This window comes from Pseudoalteromonas nanhaiensis, assembly GCF_051235485.1.
GTDB classification, from domain to species: Bacteria; Pseudomonadota; Gammaproteobacteria; order Enterobacterales; family Alteromonadaceae; genus Pseudoalteromonas; species Pseudoalteromonas lipolytica_C.
On the sequence record NZ_JBPNYQ010000007.1, the window covers coordinates 130223 to 152423 of the forward strand.

The following is a 22201-nucleotide window of genomic DNA, read 5'->3' on the forward strand; positions in this document are numbered from 1 at the left end:
CATTAATTACTTAATGCTGGGCTTTAAACTCAACATTCTTAGGCTAAATCGGCCGCGCTCGGCAATGAAGCAAATGCACCATAGCGGCTTACTGCAAAAGCGCCAGCTTTAGCTGCATAAGCAATGGTTTGTTCAATATTTGCTGGGGTTTGGCAAAACGCTTTAAAGCTTTGTTTGTTTTCACAATGCTGACCAATCTTTGACAGCATACCACCGATAAAGGCATCGCCTGCGGCTGTGGTATCAACTACTTTTGTAGCTGGTGGGCTAACTTGGCCTTTAAAATCTGCGTGATAGAAGCTAATAGCTTCACCGCCATTGGTTACCAGCAAGCAGGTTACACCGGCCTTTAAAATGGCATCAATGGTATGTTCAAGTGGCATTGCTTGATGGCTTTTTTGATTTAAAAACTCAAGTTCTTCAAATGAGAGTTTTACGATATCTGCCAAAGATATAACATGCCACATTCTATCGAGTGTATGGCGCATACTTGGCCAGAGGTTTTCGCGCAGATTCATATCAAAACTACAAATCGCGCCGGCTTTTTTCGCCTGAGTTAAACCATAAATTGTTGTTTGATAGATGTTGTGCTCAGTCAGACTGTTGCTGCATACATGCATGATGGCGTGATTTGCAAACATTGCATGGTCGAAGTCGTCTACGCTATAAAGTAAATCAGCGGCTGGTGGGCGATAAAAGCTAAATGAGCGTTCACCACTTTCATCAAGTGATACAAATGCAAGCGCTGTTTTGGCTGCATCAGTAAAGCGGCAATAAGATGTATTAACGCTATGTTGATCTAGCTCATCTTTAATAAAGTGGCCAAACATATCATCGCCTAACATGCCACAAAAGCTGGTGTTTAGGCCTAGTTTTGCTGCTGCAACAGCCACATTGGCAGGTGCGCCACCTGCGTATTTGGTAAATGACTCTGGTTGTTTACCATCTGATAAAAAGTCGATTAATGCTTCGCCAAAACACACTAAACTCATTATGCATTCCTCAAGGTTAAGGTTCTTAATACTTCGTAGCAGGCACCCATAGTATGGTAGTCAGTTTTGCCTGCTGGCGATTTTTCGTTACTGTAAGGTTGGTTTTGGGCAGATAAAATACGATACCAAGCACCATATTGGTGATCTACCATATGCTGCCAACTGTACAGCCAAATTTTTTCGTACCATTGCCAATAGCTTTCGTCATTTGTGGCATCAGCGAGTAGGGCCGCTGCCGCTAATGACTCGGCCTGCACCCAAAAGTATTTATCGCTATCACAAATTTGCTTATCTGGTGCAAAGCCATAGAAAATGCCACTATGTTGCTGATCCCATGCAATGCTTAGGGTTTCATCAAACAGGCTTTTGGCGCGCGTTACCAACCAAGGTTCATCAATATGGCGGTGTAAAATAAGTAACAGTTTTGCCCACTCAGTTTGATGACCTGGCTGAAATCCCCAAGGTCTAAATAAATGCTGTGGGTCATCTTTGTTGTAATCTAAATCGATTTGCCAGTTTTTATTGTAATGCTCCCAGACAAACTGTTGGCTGTGTGCAGCTAGTTTTACTGTAAAGGTCTCGGCAAGCTGTTTAGCACGCTTTAAATAACGGGTCTCGTTGGTTGCTTCAAAACACATGAGTAAGGCTTCGCATAAATGCATATTGGCATTTTGGCCTCGGTAGTCATCTGCATGGCTAAAGTCGGCATTTTGTTCATCTAAGTAGGCATTATGCTGGGGTTCAAAGTAGTACTGCTCTAATAAGTCCCATACCTGCGAAATGGTATTTTTACAATCGCTAATGCCTGCTTTTAACGCAACTGCGTTTGCAAGCAATACAAAGGCAAGCCCGTAGCAATGGTTGGTATCGTCTAAAACAGTTACCTTGCCGCTCTCATCTTGCTTTATAAGCCAAGCATAACCCCCGGATGCTTGCTTATGCGCATGTTCAAGGTGGGCTAAACCATGTTTAGCAAGGCTTAAATATTCAGGTTCTTTGAACTCGATATACGCCATCGCGTAGTTAAAAACAAAGCGGGTACTCGATACTAAATGACGAGTTTGTTTATCGTAAATTGCGCCATCATTTTTAAAATACTGATAAAACCCAGCTAAGCCATGGGCTGTATGATCAACACAATGAGGATGATAAAAAGCAAGGATGTCTTTTATGTGCTGTTTAAGAAAAACAGGGCTTTTAAAGTCAACTGTGGCCATGGTGTATCAATAAATCTATGTTCGTTTTGCAACTATAGCAGGAAATAAAAATATTGGAACGTTCCTAGTAAATCTTTGTGCTATTTTTGCTTCAATGTGTAGAATCAAGGGTAACTTGTTAACGGAGTGAAAACCACGTGAGTGAAATAAATACAAACCAATCGTTTGTCGCCGATGGTTCGCAGCAAAATAAAAACTACCTGCTACCACTGACGGCAATGACAACCCTGTTCTTTTTATGGGGCTTCATTACAGTTTTAAATGACGTTTTAATCCCGCGTTTAAAAGGGGTATTCGATCTAACCTACACAGAGGCAATGCTGGTTCAGTTTTGTTTCTTTGGTGCTTACTTTATCGTTTCGCTACCAGCGGGTATGTTGGTTAAAAAAATGGGCTACAAAAACGGTGTACTAACTGGCTTAGTCGTGGCATCAATCGGCTGTATGTTATTTTACCCAGCGGTTGTTGTGCATGAGTACTGGTTATTCTTAGGTGCATTATTTGTACTTGCAGCCGGTATTACCGTATTACAGGTATCAGCTAACCCGTATGTTGTGGCGTTAGGTCCTGAAAAAACGGCATCGTCACGTTTAAATTTAGCACAAGCACTTAACTCACTAGGCACAACAGTTGGCCCATATGTGGGTGGTATTTTATTCTTCGGTACAGCGGGTACGTTAGCTGCAAACGCAGCAACCGCTGAGTCGGTTAAAGTACCTTACCTTATGCTTGCAGCAGCATTACTGACTATTGCTGTGGTATTTGCCTTCTTTAAATTACCAGTAATTGCAGAGCATACAGAAGAGCAAGACTGTAAAGCGAAAGGCCACAGCCTAGCTGAAGCACCTCATTTAATGATGGGTGTTGTGGGTATCTTCTGTTACGTAGGTGCTGAGGTTTCAATTGGTAGCTTCTTAGTAAATTACTTTGGTGAAGAGCATATTGCTGGCCTTGAAGAGCATGCGGCTGCAAGCCTAATTGCTTACTACTGGGGTGGTGCTATGGTGGGTCGTTTTATTGGCTCTGCTGCACTGCAAAAGATTGCGCCTTCAAAAGCGTTATTCTTTAATGCCATGATGGTTATTGTATTGCTATTAGTGACTATTTTCACTGAAGGTGATGTAGCGCTTTACTCAGTACTAGCGATTGGTTTATTCAATTCAATTATGTTCCCAACTATTTTCTCTGTTGCAATCGAAAGCTTAGGCTCACTTACTAGTAAAGGTTCGGGCTGGTTATGCTTAGCAATCGTTGGTGGTGCCTTAGTACCATTAGTACAAGGTGTGGTTGCAGATACGGTTAGTATTCAGCAAAGCTTCTTTGTACCAGTGATTTGTTATGCATTTATCGCTTGGTATGGCTTAAACGTTGTACGTTTGGCTGATAGCTGGAAGAAACGCATAGCTTAAATAGCTATTTAATAAAAAACCCCGCACTGAGATGCGGGGTTTTTTATGTTTGTAATTCAGTCTTATAAACAAAGTTAAATGACAAATAGATTTAATGAATACGTATTCAGAATGTATTTTTTACCTGTTTTTTAGGAACGTTCCAGTACTGTGTTTTTTAAATTGATCTAATAATTTACTTTAGATGCAGGATTTGCTGCCGTTAACAAAGTAATTGATTTTTATGGAAAGCGTTTATTTTCAATAATGAACGTTTTTTCTAGTTTTAGCTTAAATTTATAAGACAAAGAGCTCTAAATTTGTTAAATATAAATGCGCTAACAACGAAAAAAATAACAAACAGGTTTGTCATGCAAAGCACTCTTAAATTTACCACCAAGGTAACTGTGGCTGCATCACTGGTTTTAGTGATCGTGCTCGGTTTATTCACGATTAACAACTTCATCTCTATGCGCAGCCAAACGCAGGAGCAGCTTTCGCTGGTTCTACAAGAGATTTCTCAGTCAGTGTCGCAAAACATAGCCAACTGGTTGAATGCTAAGTTAGCGATTGTCTCGTCGGTTGCAGACACATATCAACTTGGCGACAGTAAAGAACTGACACTCACACAACTCAATACAGCTGACAAAGCCGGTAATTTCAAAAATACTTATATTGGTATCACTGACGGCACCTTTGTGTTGAATGACCAATCTGTTGTGTTGCCACCCGATTACGACGCTACAACACGTCCATGGTACAAACTGGTTGAGAACAAAACCAATACTGCATTTACAGCCCCTTATATTGATGTAACAACTAATGAACTGACAATTTCGGCTGTAGCACCAATGCAAGCAAACGGCGTATTTAGTGGTGTTGCAGGTGCCGATATCGATATGAAAACCATAACTAAAATCGTCAACGAAATTGACTTTTTAGGTTTCGGTTATGGTTTTTTACTTGATAGTGAAGGGCGAATTTTAAGCCACCCAGAAACTAAATTTAACGATAAAAACATGCGCGACTTATTTGGCAAAAGCCTGTCGTTAAAATCTGAATTTGTAGAAGTACAGGTAGGTGGTTTAGATAAACTTGTTTCGTTCACTAAAATTAAAGGGATTCAAAACGTTGATTGGTATTTAGGAGTGGTGATCAACGAAGAAATTGCTTATTCATCAGTTGCTTCATTTAGAAATATGGCGGCTATCTACATGCTGATGGGTATAGTTGCGATTGTATTAATGATGCAGTTTTTACTTCGCTATTTAATGCGTCCAATGCAGCGCTTAAACGATGCAATTAAAGACATTGCGCAAGGTGAGGGCGATTTAACCCGCCGCCTTGAGGTTGAAAACAATGACGAGTTTGGCGAGCTAAGCCATTACTTTAATGCGTTTATCGAAAAAATTCATACATCAATCGAGCAAGTTAAAAATACCACCGTTGAACTTGAACGCCTAGTTGAGAGTTTAGTTAATCAAACTCAAGGCACCCTCGACATGTATGCAGACCAAACAAAACGCACTGATAACGTTGCCACCGCAATCAATGAGCTGACATCTAGCGCGGTAGAAATCTCCAATAGTGCTAGTAATGCATCAACGTTAGCAACCAGTGCTAATAGCCAATCTTTACAAAGCCAATCTGCCTTAGCTGATAACTTAGAGGCTATTAATGCTTTGTCTCGTAATATGGAGCAAGCACAAAAAACTATTAATAGTTTAGATGCACACACAGTAAGCATCGGCCAAGTTCTCGAAGTGATAAAAGGTGTTAGTGAACAAACTAACTTACTAGCGCTTAATGCTGCAATTGAGGCGGCCCGTGCAGGTGAAGCGGGTCGTGGTTTTGCGGTTGTTGCTGACGAAGTGCGTCAACTAGCCCATCGTACACAACAATCTACCCAAGAAATCGAAGACACTATTTCTCAGTTACAACAAGGCTCAGCCTCGGCGGTAGAAGTAATGACTGCCAGTATTCGCGATAGCGAAAAGAGTGTCGAGCAGGCACGTATTGCCGGCGATAAAATGGCTGAAGTCACACGAGCTATTGAATCAATTGACGACGTAAATCACAGTGTTGCCAATGCTACGACTGAGCAAAACCACGTGATCCAGAGCTTAGACAGTGACATTCATTCGATTAGCGAACTATCTAATCAAGGTCAAAGTAACCTTAACAATACACTTAATGAATGCACTAAGCTAAAAGCACAGTTTTATGAATTAGAAAAACTTGTTTTGAAATTTAAAGTTTAATTTTACACCGAGCATTTACAATTGGAACAAAACTGGCTTAGTGCCATCACCATAAACAGTGTCGACACGGCGGATAAACAACGCCGTGCTTTCACGTTATTTACTATGGCGTTTTTTGCCATCGTATTGATCACTTCGTTAGTGTTGTCTAACTACCATATTTACGCAGTGCAATTGACAGTGATGTTATTGGTAAGTGATATAACCATTGTTTTATGTATGTTGTATTACTTCCGTACTGGTGCGCTGGTTTTGGTAACCAGTATCATTTTGTCTATTATTTTGTTGTTATGCATGTCTTTGGTTTATACCGGTGGCAAAGAAAATACGGCACTGTATTGGTTGATGTTTTACCCTATTGTCAGCTATGTCACATTAGGCTTAAGAACGGGCAGTATTCTTGTCGGTAGCATGTACTTAAGTGCATTGGTTTTATTACTCGGGCCAGATATTGGTCAAGCTAGATACGGGCCAGTCGAAATGTCGCGTTTTTTAGCTTCTTTTACCATGGTGATTTTGTTTTCTGCAATTAGTGAATACTTCAGACAAAAAAGCCATCAAAAGATTGCTGATATCACTTTAATTGAAAAGCGCGATGCCTTGACCGATCCTCTTACAGGCCTTGCGAATCGTCGTTATATTTATGAACATATTCAGCCTCGCCTTGAAGCTGAAGCGGCAAACTACTTACCCATGTCGGTATTATTGATTGATTTGGATAACTTTAAATCTCTCAACGATAGTTATGGCCATGACTTTGGTGATCAGGTCTTGATAGCGTTTACTGCTATGTTGCACGATAAATTGCGTGGCACAGATATAAAAGCACGCTATGGCGGCGAAGAGTTCATCATTTTATTGCCTAAGGCAGGGATTCAGATTGCTCATGCTGTAGCCGAAAAGTTACGTGCTTATGTTGCGCAAAAGCAAATCCCCTATGATGTTGGGCAGTCTGTTACCATTACTTGCAGCATTGGTATTGCTAGCCTAGACCGTGGAAGCCAGTTTAGTAAAACAATTAAGCAAGCTGATGACAACCTCTATAAAGCGAAAGCAAAAGGGCGTAACTTAGTAGTGTCGGAATTGAGTGAGATAAGCTAAATGGCAAAGCTAATTTATGTTTACGACCCCATGTGTAGTTGGTGTTGGGGCTACAGAGAAACTTGGTTAAAACTCCAAGCAGCCCTTGGTGGTAAACTTGCTATTGAATATAAAGTGGGTGGCCTTGCTCCCGATTCAGATGAGCCAATGCCAAAAGATATGCAGCAGTTTTTACAGCAAACATGGAAGCGAATAGAGCAGCAACTTGGCACACCGTTTAATTATGAGTTTTGGCAAACCGCTCAACCACGTCGCTCTACTTACCCAGCATGCCGCGCAGTGCTTGTGGCAAGGCAACACAATAAAGAGCACGAAATGCTCTACGCCATTCAAAAAGCTTACTACTTAAATGCACAAAATCCATCGGACATCAGCACCCTTGTAAGCCTTGTAGAGCAAATTGGGTTAGAAAAAAACGCATTCATTAAAGAAATTGAAAGTGAAAATATAAACTCATTGCTTATGGCCGAAATAAACCAAGCCAGAAGCTTACCTATTCAAGGTTTTCCGTCGTTAGTCCTTGAAAATAAAGGACTCTACATTGCTATTCCTGTTAATTACCAAGACTGGCAAAGCACTTATCAGCAATTAATTGATACTATTTAATCTCGTTTTTGCATTTGGCTTATTTTTGATCAGCTATTGCAAGTTGGGCTCATTTGAGCCAATATTGTAAGCTCATATGGTCTATTTTTTTTGGGAGCTGTTATGGCAAATGCTGAATTAAAAAGTTTTAAACCGAGTCGCGATAACAAATCTAGTTTTTGGATTGCTCTAGGCATTGAAGACGCCAAAACAGCTCGTATGGATGCGGTACACCAAGGATTTAAACCTAAGGTATATCGCAATATTATCGAAAAAACAAAGTTGTCTCAGAACGAGTTTCATAGTGTTACTCATATACCAGTGAGCACTATTAAGCGCCGACTCAAAAACGGAGAACGCTTTAACACCCAGGAAAGTGACGCGATTTATAGGCTAGCAATGCTTATTAAGTTAGCTACTGAATTATTTAATGATGAGAAACGTGCATTAGAATGGATGCGTGAAAGTGTCTATGGGTTAGGAGGCAAAAGGCCGTTAGATATGGTGTCTACAACTGTAGACTTTGAAATTGTAAAAGATCTTATCGGTAGAGTTGAGCACGGTGTATTTTCATAATGAAAATGTACCGTTTAACACAAAAAAAATTTGCAGATACACCTTTTAGTCCTGCTGGAGCAAAGTTATTTGGTGGTAGATGGAACTCAAAAGGGACTGAAGCATTGTATTTCGCTGAATCAGAATCCCTTTGTTCATTAGAAGTCTTTGTTCATGTAAACAATGATCCAAATATTGTCGATAAATATGATCTTTACCGAATTGAAGTTCCAGACGAATTTATAGCAAAACTTGATAAAGAAGACTTACCAAACACGTGGAGAAATATACCAGTTAGTGAGGAGACACAGGAAATTGGAGATGAATTTCTGAATGTGTCACAGCCCCAATTTGCGGCACTCCAGGTGCCATCTATAATCTCTCCTAGAGATAACAACTATGTTGTAAATCCAAACCATCCCGCAATGAAAGAAAGTTTTAAAAATTTTGAAAAGCTTGAGTTTGAGTTCGATCCACGAATTTTTAAATAGCCTTTATTATTAACGAAAATTTTATTGAGCAAGTTTATATCTGCGCCTGGCTAACGCTTTATAACTTCACTGTATCAATTTGATTTAAGCTTTGAATTTCATTCAGACTGTTGAGACCAATGGCTAATGATTGAGCTGATCTGATTTTGCGCTAAAGAAAACGTTGAAGAATGATTGCCATTTTCAATTTTTAATAAACTTATCCTATTACGCGTAACAACATCTTCAATTTGATTTAATGGCGTGATGCTATCTTGATTCCCTTGAACTATTAATATATTTGCCGTTTTTTGTTTCTGTAGTAAGTCTTCAATAATGTAGTTATGTGGTAATAACAGCTTAATCGGTAAAATCTGATAGGGGTATAAATACCATTTATTCTGAAGTTTAGTTTCTATTGCTCTATCAAGGGAGAGAGCTACGCTTTCAAGAATTATTCCTTGAGAATTTACATTCACCGAAACATTTGCAGCTAACATCGCACCTAAAGAGCGGCCATAAAAAAAGGTTTTTGAACAGTCACTATCATTTTTAGTTTTATTTATAAGCTGAACGACTAAGTCATTAAAAGCTTCCAAGTTTGTGACTTTACCTGAAGCACCATCTTGAGATGGATAAGAAAGGATAATTGTATTAAAAGATTTAAATTTGGTGTTATTTGCTATTTCTCTCTCATATCTAGTTATGCCACCATGTTGGCCAGGAAAGAAAAAAAGGCAAGGAGTTCCTTTCATACCGTATGATCGTGCAATGATTTCTAAACCATTTTCTTGAATTGTATATTTTTCGACTTCGAATGTGGGTTGCTCAAGCTCTATGGTTGGGAAAAGAAAAAATGGAATCGCGAAGCGTAATAAAGCCGCCCCAATTGCAAAATAGGCTGAAATTAAAAAAATGGTGACTTTCATATGCTCATCCATAAAACTGACTTATTTACCATGAGAAAAATATGTGCATCTAAATATTTTTCGGGCTCCAAGTGCTGCTAAATTAGTATCAGAGTCATTAACTAATTGCTAGAAAAAAACGCATTCATTAAAGAAATTGAAAGTAAAAAAATAAATTCATTGCTTATGGCCGAAATAAACCAAGCCAGAAGCTTACCCATTCAAGGTTTTCCGTCGTTAGTCCTTGAAAATAAAGGGAAGTATGCTGCTATCCCGGTTAATTATCAAGACTGGCAAAGCACTTATCAGCAAATACTATCCCATATTTAGTCCCGGAAACCCTGCAACTTTTGCCTTATTCTTGCGCAATATAAACTAATTGTTACAGCTGTCATATTTTTGTATTTTTTGCGCAACATGCTTGTCATTTTTCATCGTTATCCTTTCGCACAATAAAACAACCCAACTAGCAAATTAAGCTAACTTAACGAGTAAAGGTGTATGCGATGAAAGGCGTTAAACCACTGATTTTAGCAGGTATTGTAGCGGCATCTGCAGCAGTACATGCAAACGATCTAGATAAAGTAATTGATAAAAGCAGCGAGATAAACAAATCTGCAGCGCAATCACAAACTAAAATCGACAAGATTGCCGATTCAATGCAAGGTCGTTTACAACAATTCAAAGCCCTTAATAAAGAAATTGACGGCTTAACTGTTTATAACGCGCAACTTACTAAGCAATTAAACAACCAAATTGCTGAAATGGACGCGTTAAACGAGTCAATGGATCAGGTATCGGTTATCGAGCGTCAAATCACGCCGTTAATGATGCGTATGATCACAGGTCTTGAGCAATTTGTTGCACTAGACGTACCTTTCTTAACTGAAGAGCGTAGCAAGCGTATTGCATCATTAAAAGAAATGATGGACCGCGCAGACATCACTTCAAGTGAAAAATTCCGCCGCTTACTTGAAGCTTACCAAGTAGAAGTTGATTACGGTCGCACTATCGAAGCGTACACAGCATTACTTAATGTAGATGGCCAAGAGCGCGAAGTGGATTTCTTACGCATTGGTCGTTTAGAACTTATTTATTTAACACGCGATGGCAAAAAAGCAGGTAGCTGGGATAAAGAAACAAAATCGTTTGTTGAATTACCAGATTCTGCAATCAGCCAAATCAACAAAGGTTTACGCATTGCACGTAAGCAACTTGCCCCAGATATGTTAACACTGCCAGTCCACGCTGCTGAATAAGAGGTTTGAGATGAAATTATTAACGAAAATGACAAAAATGGCCGTGTTTGCAGCTGGCCTTGGTTTTGCTGGTAGCAGCCTAGCGGCTGAGCCAATGGATTTAGACTCATTACTAAAAACATTAGAGCAAGGTAAAGCACAACAAAGCGCTGAGAATAAGCAACGTGAACAAGAGTTCATGGCGCGTCAAAACGAACAAGTACAAATGCTTAAAGATACACAAGCAAAACGTACTGCAATGCTTAACGAGTCTGAGCGTTTAGAAACTCAGTTTGAAGAAAACGAAGTAAAGCTAGCTAACTTAACAGACACGCTTTCAAACCGTATGGGTTCACTTAAAGAGCTATTCGGTGTGTTACAACAAGTAGCAGGCGATTCAAGCAATAAATTCATGACGTCAGTTGTTTCTGCTGAGCTTCCAGGTCGTAGTAACTTCATGGATGAGCTAGCACAAAAAATGGGTTCAACGTCAAAGCTTGCTTCAATCGATGATATCGAAAAAGTATGGTTTGAATTACAACGCGAAATGACTGAACAAGGTAAAGTATCTCGCTTTACGACTGATGTTATCGTTGAAGGTGGCAGCAAAGCACAAAAAGAAGTGGTACGTGTTGGTGCATTTAACTTAATCGCAGATGGTAAGTACCTAGAGTACACACCGGCTACAAATACAATCAGCCAGCTTACGCGTCAGCCAAGCAGCCGTTACACAGCAACTGCTACAGACTTACAACAAGCAAAATCAGGCGTTGTACCGTTCGCACTTGACCCAACAGGTGGTTCAATCTTAGGTCTTTTAGTACAAGCACCAGATACTGAAGAGCAAGTTCACCAAGGTGGTACAGTTGGTTACATCATTTTAGGTGTTGGCTTAATCGCTTTACTAATTGCACTTGAGCGTTTTGTATCTCTGATGATTATGGGTAGCAAAATCCGTCGTCAGCTTAAAGACACAGTGGCACGTGATGACAACCCACTTGGTCGTGTAATGAAAGTGAAAGATCAGTACCCAGATGTTGCGTACGACACACTTGAGCTTAAATTAAGCGAAGCAATCATTCGTGAAATGCCAAAAATTACCCGTAACCTGACGCTAATTAAGATTATCTCTGTAGTAGCACCATTACTTGGTCTACTAGGTACGGTAACCGGTATGATTAACACCTTCCAAGCAATTACCTTGTTCGGTACAGGTGACCCTAAACTAATGGCGGGTGGTATTTCTCAGGCACTTGTAACAACGGTACTTGGTCTGGTTGTGGCTATCCCAACAGTATTCTTATACACACTTCTTAACACGCGTTCTAAAAACATGCTGTTGATTTTACAAGAGCAAAGCGCAGGTATCATCGCAGAGCGAAGCGAGAAAGGAGCATAAATCATGGTGCTATTGATTGATGCAATCAATGCTCTACGTGATTTCCTCGACACAGGTGGCCAAGTTCTCTTGGTCATCGGGGTCCTCATCTTCGCGATGTGGTTATTGATACTTGAGCGTTTTATGTACTTTTTTGGTGGCTTTAAACGCTACAAGAAAGACGTAAAAAGCACTTGGAGCAATAGAGCAGAGCGTAACAGCTGGAACGCAGAGCAAATTCGCCAAGCGATGATTTCACGCGCTGGCATGCAACTAAATAATAACCTTGCGCTAATTAACGTAATGGTTGCGTTATGTCCTCTTTTAGGTCTGTTAGGTACCGTAACCGGCATGATCGAAGTATTTGATGTAATGGCAATCACAGGCACAGGCAGTGCACGTTCGATGGCATCAGGGGTGTCTAAAGCCACTATCCCAACAATGGCCGGTATGGTGGGTGCACTTTCAGGGGTATTCGCATCAACGTTCTTACAACGTCGTGCAAAACGCGAAGTGCAATTACTTGAAGACAACATGGTCTTAGACCACTAAACGAATTTTAGGGTGATGTAAGCATCACCCACTAGGAGACTAACAATGAGAGCGCCACTAGGTAATTTATTTCAAGAAGACGACGCTGAAGAAATCAACATGACGCCAATGCTAGACGTTGTTTTCATCATGCTTATCTTCTTTATCGTAACAGCATCATTCGTAAAAGAAGCCGGTATTGATGTAAACCGCCCTGAAGCGGCAACGGCAGTGAAAAAAGAGCGTGCCAACATCTTAGTTGCTATTTCTGACAAAGGTGAAATTTGGATCAACAAACGCCAAGTCGATGTTCGTGCAGTACAAGCAAATATCGAGCGCTTAAAAGCCGAAAACCCACAAGGTAGCGTGGTTATTCAAGCTGATAAGAAAGCCACAACCGATGTACTTATCAAAGTAATGGATGCATCGCGTGCTGCAGGCGCATTTGATGTGTCGATTGCTGCGCAAGAAGCATCATAAGGAATGTGAGCGATGCGTTATATAGTTGCATTAATCATCGCGGGTATCGTGACTGTCATGCTGTTTTTAGGCATGCAGGCACTGATCACCGGTGGTGAAGGGGCCATGTCTGAGCCCGTAAAAGGAAACGTACTTGATTTTGTTCGTCTGAAAAAAGAAGAGACAGTGCAAAAGAAAGAACGTAAACCGCAAAAGCCACCAACGCCAAAAGAGCCACCTCCGCCAATGGAATCACCGCAAATGCAAAACAGTGATCCTAACGCGAGCAATGCCAATTTTGACTTTGGTGCCAGTGTTGAAGCCGACGTTAATTTATCCGGGGGGTTAGCGCTTGAATCAAGCGACGGTGAATACCTACCGATTGTAAAAGTAGCGCCTGTTTATCCGCGCCGAGCTTTATCACGTGGAATCGAAGGCTATGTGATTGTTGAGTTTACAGTAACTAAGCAAGGCACAGTACGTGACCCAAAAGTGATTAAAGCTGAACCAGAGTCATTGTTTGACCGCGCTGCGATGGATGCAGCACTTAAATTTAAATATAAACCGCGCGTTGTTAACGGTGAAGCTGTTGAAGTAGCGGGCGTACAGAACAAAATTTCTTTCCAAATTAACGGTTAGAAAAGAGGAATGCGATTATGAAACCTTTAAAAGTTGCCGTGATTTGCGCGGCTGCTTTCACAAGCAGCCTTGTAGTCCCAAGCGTTGTTAGCATGTTACCAGGTGTCACACTGGCAACAGCTTACGCTGAGGAGCAAAAAACCAAACGAGTACCTGCACTGCGCGAAAAAGTGTATAGCCAATTAGCACGAGCACAAAAGCTGGCTGATGATGGAGATGCAAAAGCAGGGCTAGAAGCACTTGATAGTATCCAAGAGCGCTCTTCAAGCATGAACTCGTATGAAATTGCCATGATGCATAATTTCTACGGTTTTATTTATTACAACGAAAACGACTTAGATAAAGCAATTGCGTCGTTTGAAAAAGTAGTAAACGAAGACGCGATCCCAGAAACATTACGTGTAAGCACCACCTTTAGCTTGGCGCAACTTGCAATGGCTAATAGCGATTACGAAAAGGTAATCAAATATTTAGCACAGTGGGATGCGATTAACGACAAGCCTAAAACAGATGCTTATTACGTATTGAAATCACAAGCTTATTATCAGCTTAAAGAGTACCAAAAAGGCATTGAAAACATTAACCTTGCTATCGCAGAAGCCGACAGTAAAGGCGAAATGCCAAAAGAAAACTGGTTAATCTTACAGCGTGCAATGTACTACTCACTTAATCAGTCTGACAAAGTGGTCGAGGTACTTGAACGCTTAGTGAAGCTTTATAACAAGCCAGAGTACTGGGTTCAGTTAGGTGGCATGTACGGTGAAACGGGCGCAGAGAAAAAGCAATTAGCGATTTTAGAAGCGGCCTATCAACAAGGTTTCATGAAATCTAAATCAGATTTACGTCAATTATCACAAGTGTATTTATACAACGGCCTGGCTTTTAAAGCTGCGAAAGTGATGAGTAAAGCAATGCAAGATGGTGTGGCTGAAAAATCAGCAAAAAACTACGCCTTTGTTGCAGAAGCAATGGTGCAAGCTAAAGAAGACGAAAAGTCGCTGCAATACTTTGCAAAAGCAGCTGATTTAGTAACACATGGCCAGTACGATCAGCGTATTGCCGAGGTGAGTATCAACCTTGAAAAATACGAAGAAGCAGCGGATGCAGCGCGTAAAGCGCTCGATAAAGGCGGTTTAGAGTTTGAATCAAATGTGTATGTTGCCTTAGGTATGGCGCAGTACAATTTACAAAACTTTGATGCCTCGATTTTAGCGTTTGAGCAAGCTGAAAAGCACAAAAAGTCACAGCGTTTAGCTGAGCAATGGATCAAGTATGTGAAGCGTGAAAAAGTGCACGCCGAAACATTACGTACCGCTTTACTCTAAATTGTATTCAACAGGTAAGCGTACAAAAGAACTAATTTATAATCGCAACACCAAAGCTGCCTTCGGGCGGCTTTTTTCCGTTCTTGAAATTAACTAACTTCCTCTTTTTTAATTAATTAATATTGTCATTTTATGTTTATTAAAGTGTAACTAGTTTGTCATACAGCTCCCGTAAGGTAGTCGCAGTTTAAAACTCAAGTGACCCAAAAGCATTAAGTTTCAGTGCTTTTTGGTGACTTGAGTTTATGCGCTAACACAATAATTAAATATCTATCTTAACGGAGTGAACAATGAAATTATCTGACTTATTTAAAGTTAGTCTGGTAGCTGCTGCAGTTTCTTTAGCTGGTTGTGGTGGTGATTTAGTCGTTAAAGAAGGCGACACCACTGTAAATGAAGGCGATAACATCACTAATATCATCGATAACGGTGGTGACAATGGTGATAACGGCGGCGATCAGTCAGGTCGTGATGATTCTCAAAATGCGACAACAGGTTTTCCAACTGACATCGAAAATGCCTTAACACAAGGTTTAGCGACAGATGTTTCTTCAGAATTCCCAACGATCACTGATAAGCCAGTTTACCGTTTGAAAGCAGATACTACTTTTACTGCAGATGTAACGTTAACAAATGACGCTCACTGGATTTTAAATGGTCGCACAGCGGTTGGTAACGATCGTGCAGATAATGCTGTTCTTTACATCCAACAAGGTACTACATTAATTGGCGAATCGGGTGACGACTTCTTAGTTGTTCGTCGTGGTTCACAAATCGAATCGGTAGGTACTGTAAGCCAGCCAATCACAATGACTTCGATTCAAGATGTGACTAATGTTGAAACGTCTATCGGTCAGTGGGGTGGTTTAGTTCTTCTTGGTAATGCACCAGCAAACTCATGTGGTGACCAACAAGGCGAAGCAACGGCAGACGAACTTGCAAACTGTGGTGTTGCAGCAGAAGGTGATGCAGGCCAGTTCGGTGGTAACGTTGCAGATGATAACTCAGGTACATTGAAATACTTAGTTGTTAAACATGCAGGTAAAACACTGGGTAATGGTGACGAATTAAACGGTATTTCATTTGCAGGTGTTGGTTCTGCAACTACTGTTGATTACATTCAAGTACACGAAAACTTAGATGATGGTATTGAGTTCTTTGGTGGTACAGTAAACGTAAGCAACGTGGTACTTACAAGCATTGGTGATGACTCACTAGATTGGTCATTTGGTTGGACTGGTACTGCGAAAAACGTATATATTCAACAAGCTGCGAACTTAGGTGACAACGCGATTGAAGCGGATAACTCAGAGTTTGATTCAGACGCTACACCACTGACTAACCCTACAATTGAAAACGTAACAATCGTGGGTGCTGAAGGTAACAATGGTATTCGTCTACGTGCAGGTACTGCAGGTATGCTGAAAAACGTTTTCATTACAGGCCCTGCAACGTATGAAAACTGTTTACGTGTTGGTTCTGATTCAGTTCCTCGCGCTGAAGATGGTTCACTCACTATCACTAACTCTATTGTTGCTTGTCAAACACCTGCGAATAACTTCGGTAGTGAAACCATTAATGGCGGTACTGTAAAAGCATGGTTTGAAGGCCAAGATGGTAACCAAACTCTAACACCGGCTGATTTAATGCTAGATGATAATGGTTATATGCCTTTAGCTGGTTCACCATTATTAGCAAATGGTCAAATCGGTGCATTTAGTGCAACAAACAACTGGATGGAAGGTTGGACTGTTGCTATCAATGGTGGCTTCCCTACTGATATCGAAAATGCAATGGCGCAAGGTCTTGCGACAGACGTTTCATCTGAATTCCCACAAATCACTGACAAGCCTGTTTATCGTTTAGCTGAAGATACAACATTCACAGCAGATGTAACATTAACAAATGACGCTCACTGGATCTTAAACGGTCGTACAGCAGTGGGTGGTGACCGTACCGATAGCGCAACATTATATGTTCAAGCAGGTACTACATTAATCGGTGAAACAGGTGATGACTTCTTAGTTGTTCGTCGTGGTTCACAAATCAATGCTAATGGTAATGCAACAGCACCAATTACTATGACATCTATCCAAGATATGACAGGTGCAGAAACAGGCATCGGTCAATGGGGTGGTTTAGTATTACTTGGTAATGCACCGGCTAACTCATGTGGTGACCAACAAGGTGAAACAACAGCGGAGGAGCTTGCAAACTGTGGTGTTGCAGCTGAAGGTGATGCAGGTCAATTTGGTGGTGACGATGCTGAAGACAACTCAGGTGTTGTTCGTTATGTTGTTGTTAAACACGCAGGTAAAACATTAGGTAACGGCGATGAGCTAAATGGTATTTCATTCGCGGGTGTTGGTTCTAAAACAAAAGTTGAATACATCCAAGTTCACCAAAACCTTGACGATGGTATCGAGTTCTTCGGTGGTACTGTAAACGTTCGTAACGTTGTACTAACTGATATTGGTGATGACGCGTTTGACTGGTCATTTGGTTGGACAGGTCGTGCACAAAACGTATATATCCAACAATCATCAGTTGAAGGTGACAATGCAATCGAAGCTGATAACTCAGAATTCGATTCAAACGCTACACCATTAACTAAGCCATTACTTTCTAACGTAACGATTGTTGGTGCTGACGGTAAAAACGGTGTTCGTCTTCGCGCAGGTACAGCGGGTGTTATCCGTAACATGGTTATCACAGGCCCAGAAGGTTACAAAAACTGTTTACGTGTAGGTTCTGACTCTGTTGCAAATGCTGAGTCTGGTGAGCTTTCTATCGAAAACTCAGTGGTAGCATGTAGTGCAGAGAATAACTTCGGTACTGAAGCAATTGGTTCTGGTAATGTTCAATCTTGGTTCGAAGGTCAAACTGGTAACCAAACGCTAACTGCAGCGACATTAAACCTTGCTACAGATGGTTTCACACCTAAATCAAGCTCGCCGCTATTAGGTGCAGGTGTTGATGCGTCAGAGCTTGACCCATTCTTCACTAAAACAAGCTACATTGGTGCATTTGACGGTGACAATAACTGGATGGAAGGTTGGACAGTTGCTGTTAACCCTAGCTTCCCTACAGATATCACAAACGCAATGGAACAAGGTCTAGCGACTGATGTTTCTGCAAGCTTCCCACAAATTACCGATAAGCCTGTGTATCAGTTAGCACAAGATGTTGTTTTCACATCTGACGTAACTCTAACTAACGATGCTCACTGGATCCTTAAAGGTCGTACAGCAGTGGGTGGTGACCGCACTGATAGTGCTACTCTTTATGTTCAATTTGGTACAACGCTAATCGGTGAAAGCGGTGATGACTTCTTAGTTGTTCGTCGTGATTCTAAGATTGAAGCGGTAGGTACTGCAACTCAACCAATCGTGATGACATCAATCCAAGATATGACAGGTGCTGAAACGGGCATTGGTCAATGGGGTGGTGTGGTACTTCTTGGTAACGCACCAGCTAACTCTTGTGGTGACCAAGTGGGTGAAACAACAGCCGATGAACTTGCAAACTGTGGTGTTGCTGCAGAAGGTGATGCTGGTCAATTCGGTGGTAACCAACCAGAAGATAACTCAGGTACACTTAAGTATGTTGTTGTAAAACAAGCAGGTAAAACACTTGGTAACGGTGATGAGCTTAACGGTATTTCACTTGCAGGTGTTGGTAGCCAAACTGAACTTGATTATATCCACGTTCACGAAAACCTGGATGACGGTGTTGAGTTCTTCGGTGGTACTGCAAGCATCAGCCACTTAGTACTGACAAACATCGGTGATGACTCGCTAGATTGGTCATTCGGTTGGACTGGTAATGCACAATATGTATTAATCAAGCAGTCTTCTTCAGAAGGTGATAATGCAATTGAAGCTGATAACTCAGAGTTTGATTCAAATGCATCACCTTTAACTACACCTACTATCTCTAACGTAACTATCATCGGTGCAGATGGTGTAAACGGTATCCGTTTACGTGCAGGTACTGCGGGTATGCTGAAAAACGTAGTAGTAACAGGTGGTGAAGGTTATAAAAACTGCTTACGAGTGGGTGCGGATTCAGCTCCTCGCGCTGAAGATGGTTCACTAACAATCAGCCACTCAGTAGTTGCATGTACAGCAGATAATAACTTCTCAAGCCAAGCAATTGGCACGGGTAATGTTCAATCTTGGTTCGAAGGCCAAGAAGGTAACTCTATCATGGACGCAGCTATGTTAGGTCTTAGCGACAACGGTTATCAACCAAGTGCAGAATCAGCACTACTTGGTAACGGTTTCGATGCTTCAAGCCTAAATAGCTTCTTCGACCAAGTAGATTACATCGGTGCAATGGATGCGCAAACAGACTGGACAGCAGGTTGGGTAAAAGTAGGTCTTAACTAAGCCCTTCTAATCCATGGTCGGGGGCAACCCCGGCCAGCTTCTAGTTTTGTTTTCGGAGTATAATAATGAAATCTTTTACCCCCTCTAAACTTGTGCGTTCAAAGATAAACCATGCAGTGCTTGCAGCATTAGTTGGATTATCAGTGAATACTGCCTATGCAGCGGATGAAGCACAAGAAATTGAAGAAGTGGTTGCTGTAGGACAGCGTTTAAAAGGGAGTGCTGGCGCGGTTCTTCAAGAGCGTCAAAATCAAGCTTTCGTTGCCGATATCATGGGTGCAGAGCAAATCTCTCGTACTGGTGATGGCGATGCTGCATCAGCACTTCGTCGTGTAACAGGTTTGACACTGGTTGATGGCAAGTTCATTTATGTTCGTGGTTTAGGTGAGCGATATTCGAGTACTCAGCTCAATAGTATGTATGTGCCAAGTCCAGATCCAACTCGCTCAGTTGTACCGCTTGACTTATTTCCATCGGATATTATTGAAAGTTTAAGCGTTCAAAAATCGTTTTCACCCGATATGCCTGCGCATTTTGGTGGTGGTAACGTAAATATTAGAACAAAGTCAATCCCGACTGATTTTTTGTTTAAAGTCGACATTGGTACTTCTTACAACACCAATAACAGTGATACAGGCTACTTTTATGAAGGTGGCGATGATGACTGGATGGGCCGTGATGATGGTACTCGTGCGTTACCTACTGAAATAATTAATGCCTTTTATGGCACTGGCCTTGAAGGTGATATCAATACAACATTGGCTGAGCGCCAAGCATTGATGTCGGCTCTTGATTGGAACATTTCAGCAACTGAAAAAGACGTTGATCCTGAAATGAGCTTTTCAGTGTCGCTAGGCGACCGCTTTGAAAGTGAAATGGGTACGTTTGGTGTACTTGCCGCTGTTTCTTACGAAAATGAGTGGGAAGTAGCACAAGAAAAAAGTGGTACTAACCTTGGCAGCTTAGGTTGTGAAGACAAGTGTTTTGCTCAGTATTACGATGGCACATCAACAGAACAAAATGTGCGTTGGAGTGGTACATTCAATATTGGTTATGAGTTTAATTCAAACCATAAAATTGAGATGACAAACATTGCACTGCATGACATGCGTGACCGTGTTCGTAATCGTAATTTCTATGATGCCAACGAAACTGAAGAAGGTGTTCGTGACCTTCGTCGCGTTGATGTTGTGTACGAAGAGCGTGAAATGTTCTCTAGCCAATTAAAAGGCACACACAACTTTATCGACTTTAACAACTTGTTTGTTGATTGGTATGCCGGCACAAGTCGTGCAAATCGTGATGCACCAGGTGGTGTAGATGCTGTTTTCCAACGTAACTACGACGATGGTTCGTTTGTTTCTGAGCAATTACAAGATGTTTCTGCTACTAACGTAACCCGTGAATTCCAAGTTCTTCATGATGAAGTTGATACTTGGGGTTGGAACATGGGCATGCCATTTTATGGTGAAGGCTATGAGCTTGAACTAAAAGTGGGTGGCGATTTCTCAGAGAAAACACGTACTGCAAATAATACGACATTTGGTATTACACACCGTGGTATTGCTGATGATTTTACCTATGGCTCACGTTTAGATGAAATTTTTGCTTACGATAACATCAACAATGATGCTTTTTACGCAAGTTCAACCGGTTCTGGCATTTTTGATGACAGAACAACAGACGGCGATAAATACAGTGCAGCCCATAAGTTAGATGCATATTACTTTATGGCTGATTATTTCCTAGACAACACTTGGCGTATTACCGGTGGTGTACGTTGGGAAGATTTTGCTCAAGTATCGGTTCCATTTAAGGCTCACAGTAATTTATTTGATGCGACAACAGAAGAGCTAGCTGAAGTAGCAATTAAAGAAGATGATTTCTATCCATCTTTAGCTGTGACTTATATTATGGATGAAGAAATGCAATTTCGTTTAAATTTAAGCGAAACAACCATTCGTCCAGATATGCGTGATGTAAGCTCAACGTTCTTCGTTGATCCGTTAACTGAATTTCTAGTTCGTGGTTCACCGACATTACAAAGCTCAAAACTTAAAAATGCTGATTTCCGTTTTGAATGGTATATGGCATCGGGCAATAACTTATCAGTTGCATTGTTCTACAAAGACATTACAAACCCTATCGAAATGGTAGAGCTTGCAGGTGTAGGTGGTGCTGCGCCACAGCTATTAACTGCAAACGCTGAATCGGGTGAGTTAACAGGTATTGAAGTTGATTTCTTGACTGATTTTAGTTTTATCAGTGCCGATTGGTCGAGTGTGTTCTTGTCGGGTAACGTTACGCTATCTGACTCAAGTGTGAAACTAGGTATTGATGATTCTGACGGCGTTGATTCGTTGTTTGAGCAGCAATTAAAAGATGCACTTGATGCCGATACCGTGTCTAACATTGTCACTAATGATGAGCGCCGTTTAGTAGGTCACTCTGAGTGGGTAGCAAACTTACAGATGGGTTATGACTCTGCTGATGGTTTCCACTCGACATCGCTTGTATATAACGTGTTTGGTCCGCGTATTATTGTACCGGGTACTCGCGGTAATGAAGATGCAGAAGAGAAGCCATTCCATTCGCTTGATCTAGTTTACTCTTACTTCCCGAACTTCAACACAAAAGTTAAGTTCAAAATTGAAAACATCCTTGGTCAAGATAAAGAAATTGAACAAGAAGGTTTATCGCTTTGGAAGAAAGAAGAAGGCACTAAGTTTAGCTTAGGCTTCAGCTACGAGTTTTAATTAAACT

The 22201-nt window shown here is 41.1% G+C and carries 18 protein-coding genes; 15 read left to right on the forward strand and 3 right to left on the reverse strand.

Annotation, left to right across the window (positions count from 1 at the left end):
• Positions 1–38: 38 nt before the first annotated feature.
• Positions 39–992: a carbohydrate kinase family protein gene (locus ACSFVZ_RS08960; RefSeq protein ID WP_435558649.1), complete on the reverse strand. Its 954-nt coding sequence runs from the start codon at positions 990–992 to the stop codon at positions 39–41.
• The gene (locus ACSFVZ_RS08965; RefSeq protein WP_138558695.1) at positions 992–2209 is read right to left on the reverse strand and encodes an AGE family epimerase/isomerase; all 1218 of its coding nucleotides are present in this window, start codon (positions 2207–2209) and stop codon (positions 992–994) included. Before ACSFVZ_RS08965 ends, ACSFVZ_RS08960 begins: the two co-directional genes overlap by 1 nt.
• Positions 2210–2346: 137 nt before the next feature.
• Between ACSFVZ_RS08965 and ACSFVZ_RS08970 the strand changes: the two genes are divergently transcribed.
• The 6 genes from ACSFVZ_RS08970 (at position 2347) to ACSFVZ_RS08995 (ending at position 8590) form a co-directional block, all read left to right on the forward strand.
• Positions 2347–3618: a sugar MFS transporter gene (locus ACSFVZ_RS08970; protein WP_138558694.1), complete on the forward strand. Its 1272-nt coding sequence runs from the start codon at positions 2347–2349 to the stop codon at positions 3616–3618.
• A gap of 350 nt (positions 3619–3968) precedes the next feature.
• A complete protein-coding gene (locus ACSFVZ_RS08975) occupies positions 3969–5858 on the forward strand; it encodes a methyl-accepting chemotaxis protein (protein ID WP_138558693.1) in 1890 nt (629 codons plus the stop codon).
• Positions 5859–5879: 21 nt separating this feature from the next.
• Positions 5880–6959, forward strand: coding sequence for a GGDEF domain-containing protein (locus ACSFVZ_RS08980; RefSeq protein ID WP_435558650.1), 1080 nt, complete (start codon positions 5880–5882; stop codon positions 6957–6959).
• Positions 6960–7565 (forward strand): DsbA family protein, encoded by a 606-nt coding sequence (locus tag ACSFVZ_RS08985; RefSeq protein WP_435558651.1) that lies wholly within the window; start codon positions 6960–6962, stop codon positions 7563–7565. It abuts the gene before it with no gap.
• A 102-nt stretch (positions 7566–7667) separates the two neighbouring features.
• On the forward strand, positions 7668–8120 hold the full coding sequence (locus tag ACSFVZ_RS08990) for an Xre family toxin-antitoxin system antitoxin (protein WP_135926452.1): 453 nt from the start codon (positions 7668–7670) through the stop codon (positions 8118–8120).
• On the forward strand, positions 8120–8590 hold the full coding sequence (locus tag ACSFVZ_RS08995) for an RES family NAD+ phosphorylase (RefSeq protein WP_435558652.1): 471 nt from the start codon (positions 8120–8122) through the stop codon (positions 8588–8590). The genes ACSFVZ_RS08990 and ACSFVZ_RS08995 overlap by 1 nt, the downstream gene beginning before the upstream one ends.
• 98 nt (positions 8591–8688) lie before the next feature.
• On the opposite strand, the gene ACSFVZ_RS09000 is transcribed toward ACSFVZ_RS08995, so the two are convergent.
• Positions 8689–9498 (reverse strand): alpha/beta fold hydrolase, encoded by an 810-nt coding sequence (locus tag ACSFVZ_RS09000; RefSeq protein ID WP_435558653.1) that lies wholly within the window; start codon positions 9496–9498, stop codon positions 8689–8691.
• Positions 9499–9603: 105 nt separating this feature from the next.
• Between ACSFVZ_RS09000 and ACSFVZ_RS09005 the strand changes: the two genes are divergently transcribed.
• The 9 genes from ACSFVZ_RS09005 (at position 9604) to ACSFVZ_RS09045 (ending at position 22194) form a co-directional block, all read left to right on the forward strand.
• Positions 9604–9807 (forward strand): hypothetical protein, encoded by a 204-nt coding sequence (locus ACSFVZ_RS09005; protein ID WP_435558654.1) that lies wholly within the window; start codon positions 9604–9606, stop codon positions 9805–9807.
• A gap of 176 nt (positions 9808–9983) precedes the next feature.
• Positions 9984–10736, forward strand: coding sequence for a DUF3450 domain-containing protein (locus ACSFVZ_RS09010; protein ID WP_062565605.1), 753 nt, complete (start codon positions 9984–9986; stop codon positions 10734–10736).
• A gap of 10 nt (positions 10737–10746) precedes the next feature.
• The gene (locus ACSFVZ_RS09015) at positions 10747–12114 is read left to right on the forward strand and encodes a MotA/TolQ/ExbB proton channel family protein (protein ID WP_199527713.1); all 1368 of its coding nucleotides are present in this window, start codon (positions 10747–10749) and stop codon (positions 12112–12114) included.
• A 3-nt stretch (positions 12115–12117) separates the two neighbouring features.
• Entirely contained in the window at positions 12118–12645 is a 528-nt protein-coding gene (locus ACSFVZ_RS09020; protein WP_054552070.1) for a MotA/TolQ/ExbB proton channel family protein, read from the forward strand.
• Between the two features lie 45 nt (positions 12646–12690).
• Positions 12691–13104 (forward strand): ExbD/TolR family protein, encoded by a 414-nt coding sequence (locus tag ACSFVZ_RS09025; protein ID WP_036971869.1) that lies wholly within the window; start codon positions 12691–12693, stop codon positions 13102–13104.
• 12 nt (positions 13105–13116) lie between these two features.
• Complete coding sequence (locus ACSFVZ_RS09030; protein WP_065979085.1) at positions 13117–13722, forward strand: energy transducer TonB; 606 nt, start codon at positions 13117–13119, stop codon at positions 13720–13722.
• Between the two features lie 17 nt (positions 13723–13739).
• Positions 13740–15047, forward strand: a complete 1308-nt coding sequence (locus tag ACSFVZ_RS09035; protein ID WP_235383876.1) for a tetratricopeptide repeat protein — start codon at positions 13740–13742, stop codon at positions 15045–15047.
• Positions 15048–15337: 290 nt separating this feature from the next.
• Positions 15338–19438 carry a beta-helix domain-containing protein gene (locus tag ACSFVZ_RS09040; RefSeq protein WP_435558656.1) on the forward strand — a complete coding sequence of 1367 codons (4101 nt, stop codon included), beginning with the start codon at positions 15338–15340 and terminating at the stop codon, positions 19436–19438.
• A 65-nt stretch (positions 19439–19503) separates the two neighbouring features.
• Positions 19504–22194, forward strand: a complete 2691-nt coding sequence (locus ACSFVZ_RS09045) for a TonB-dependent receptor plug domain-containing protein (RefSeq protein ID WP_435558657.1) — start codon at positions 19504–19506, stop codon at positions 22192–22194.
• Positions 22195–22201: the final 7 nt, after the last annotated feature.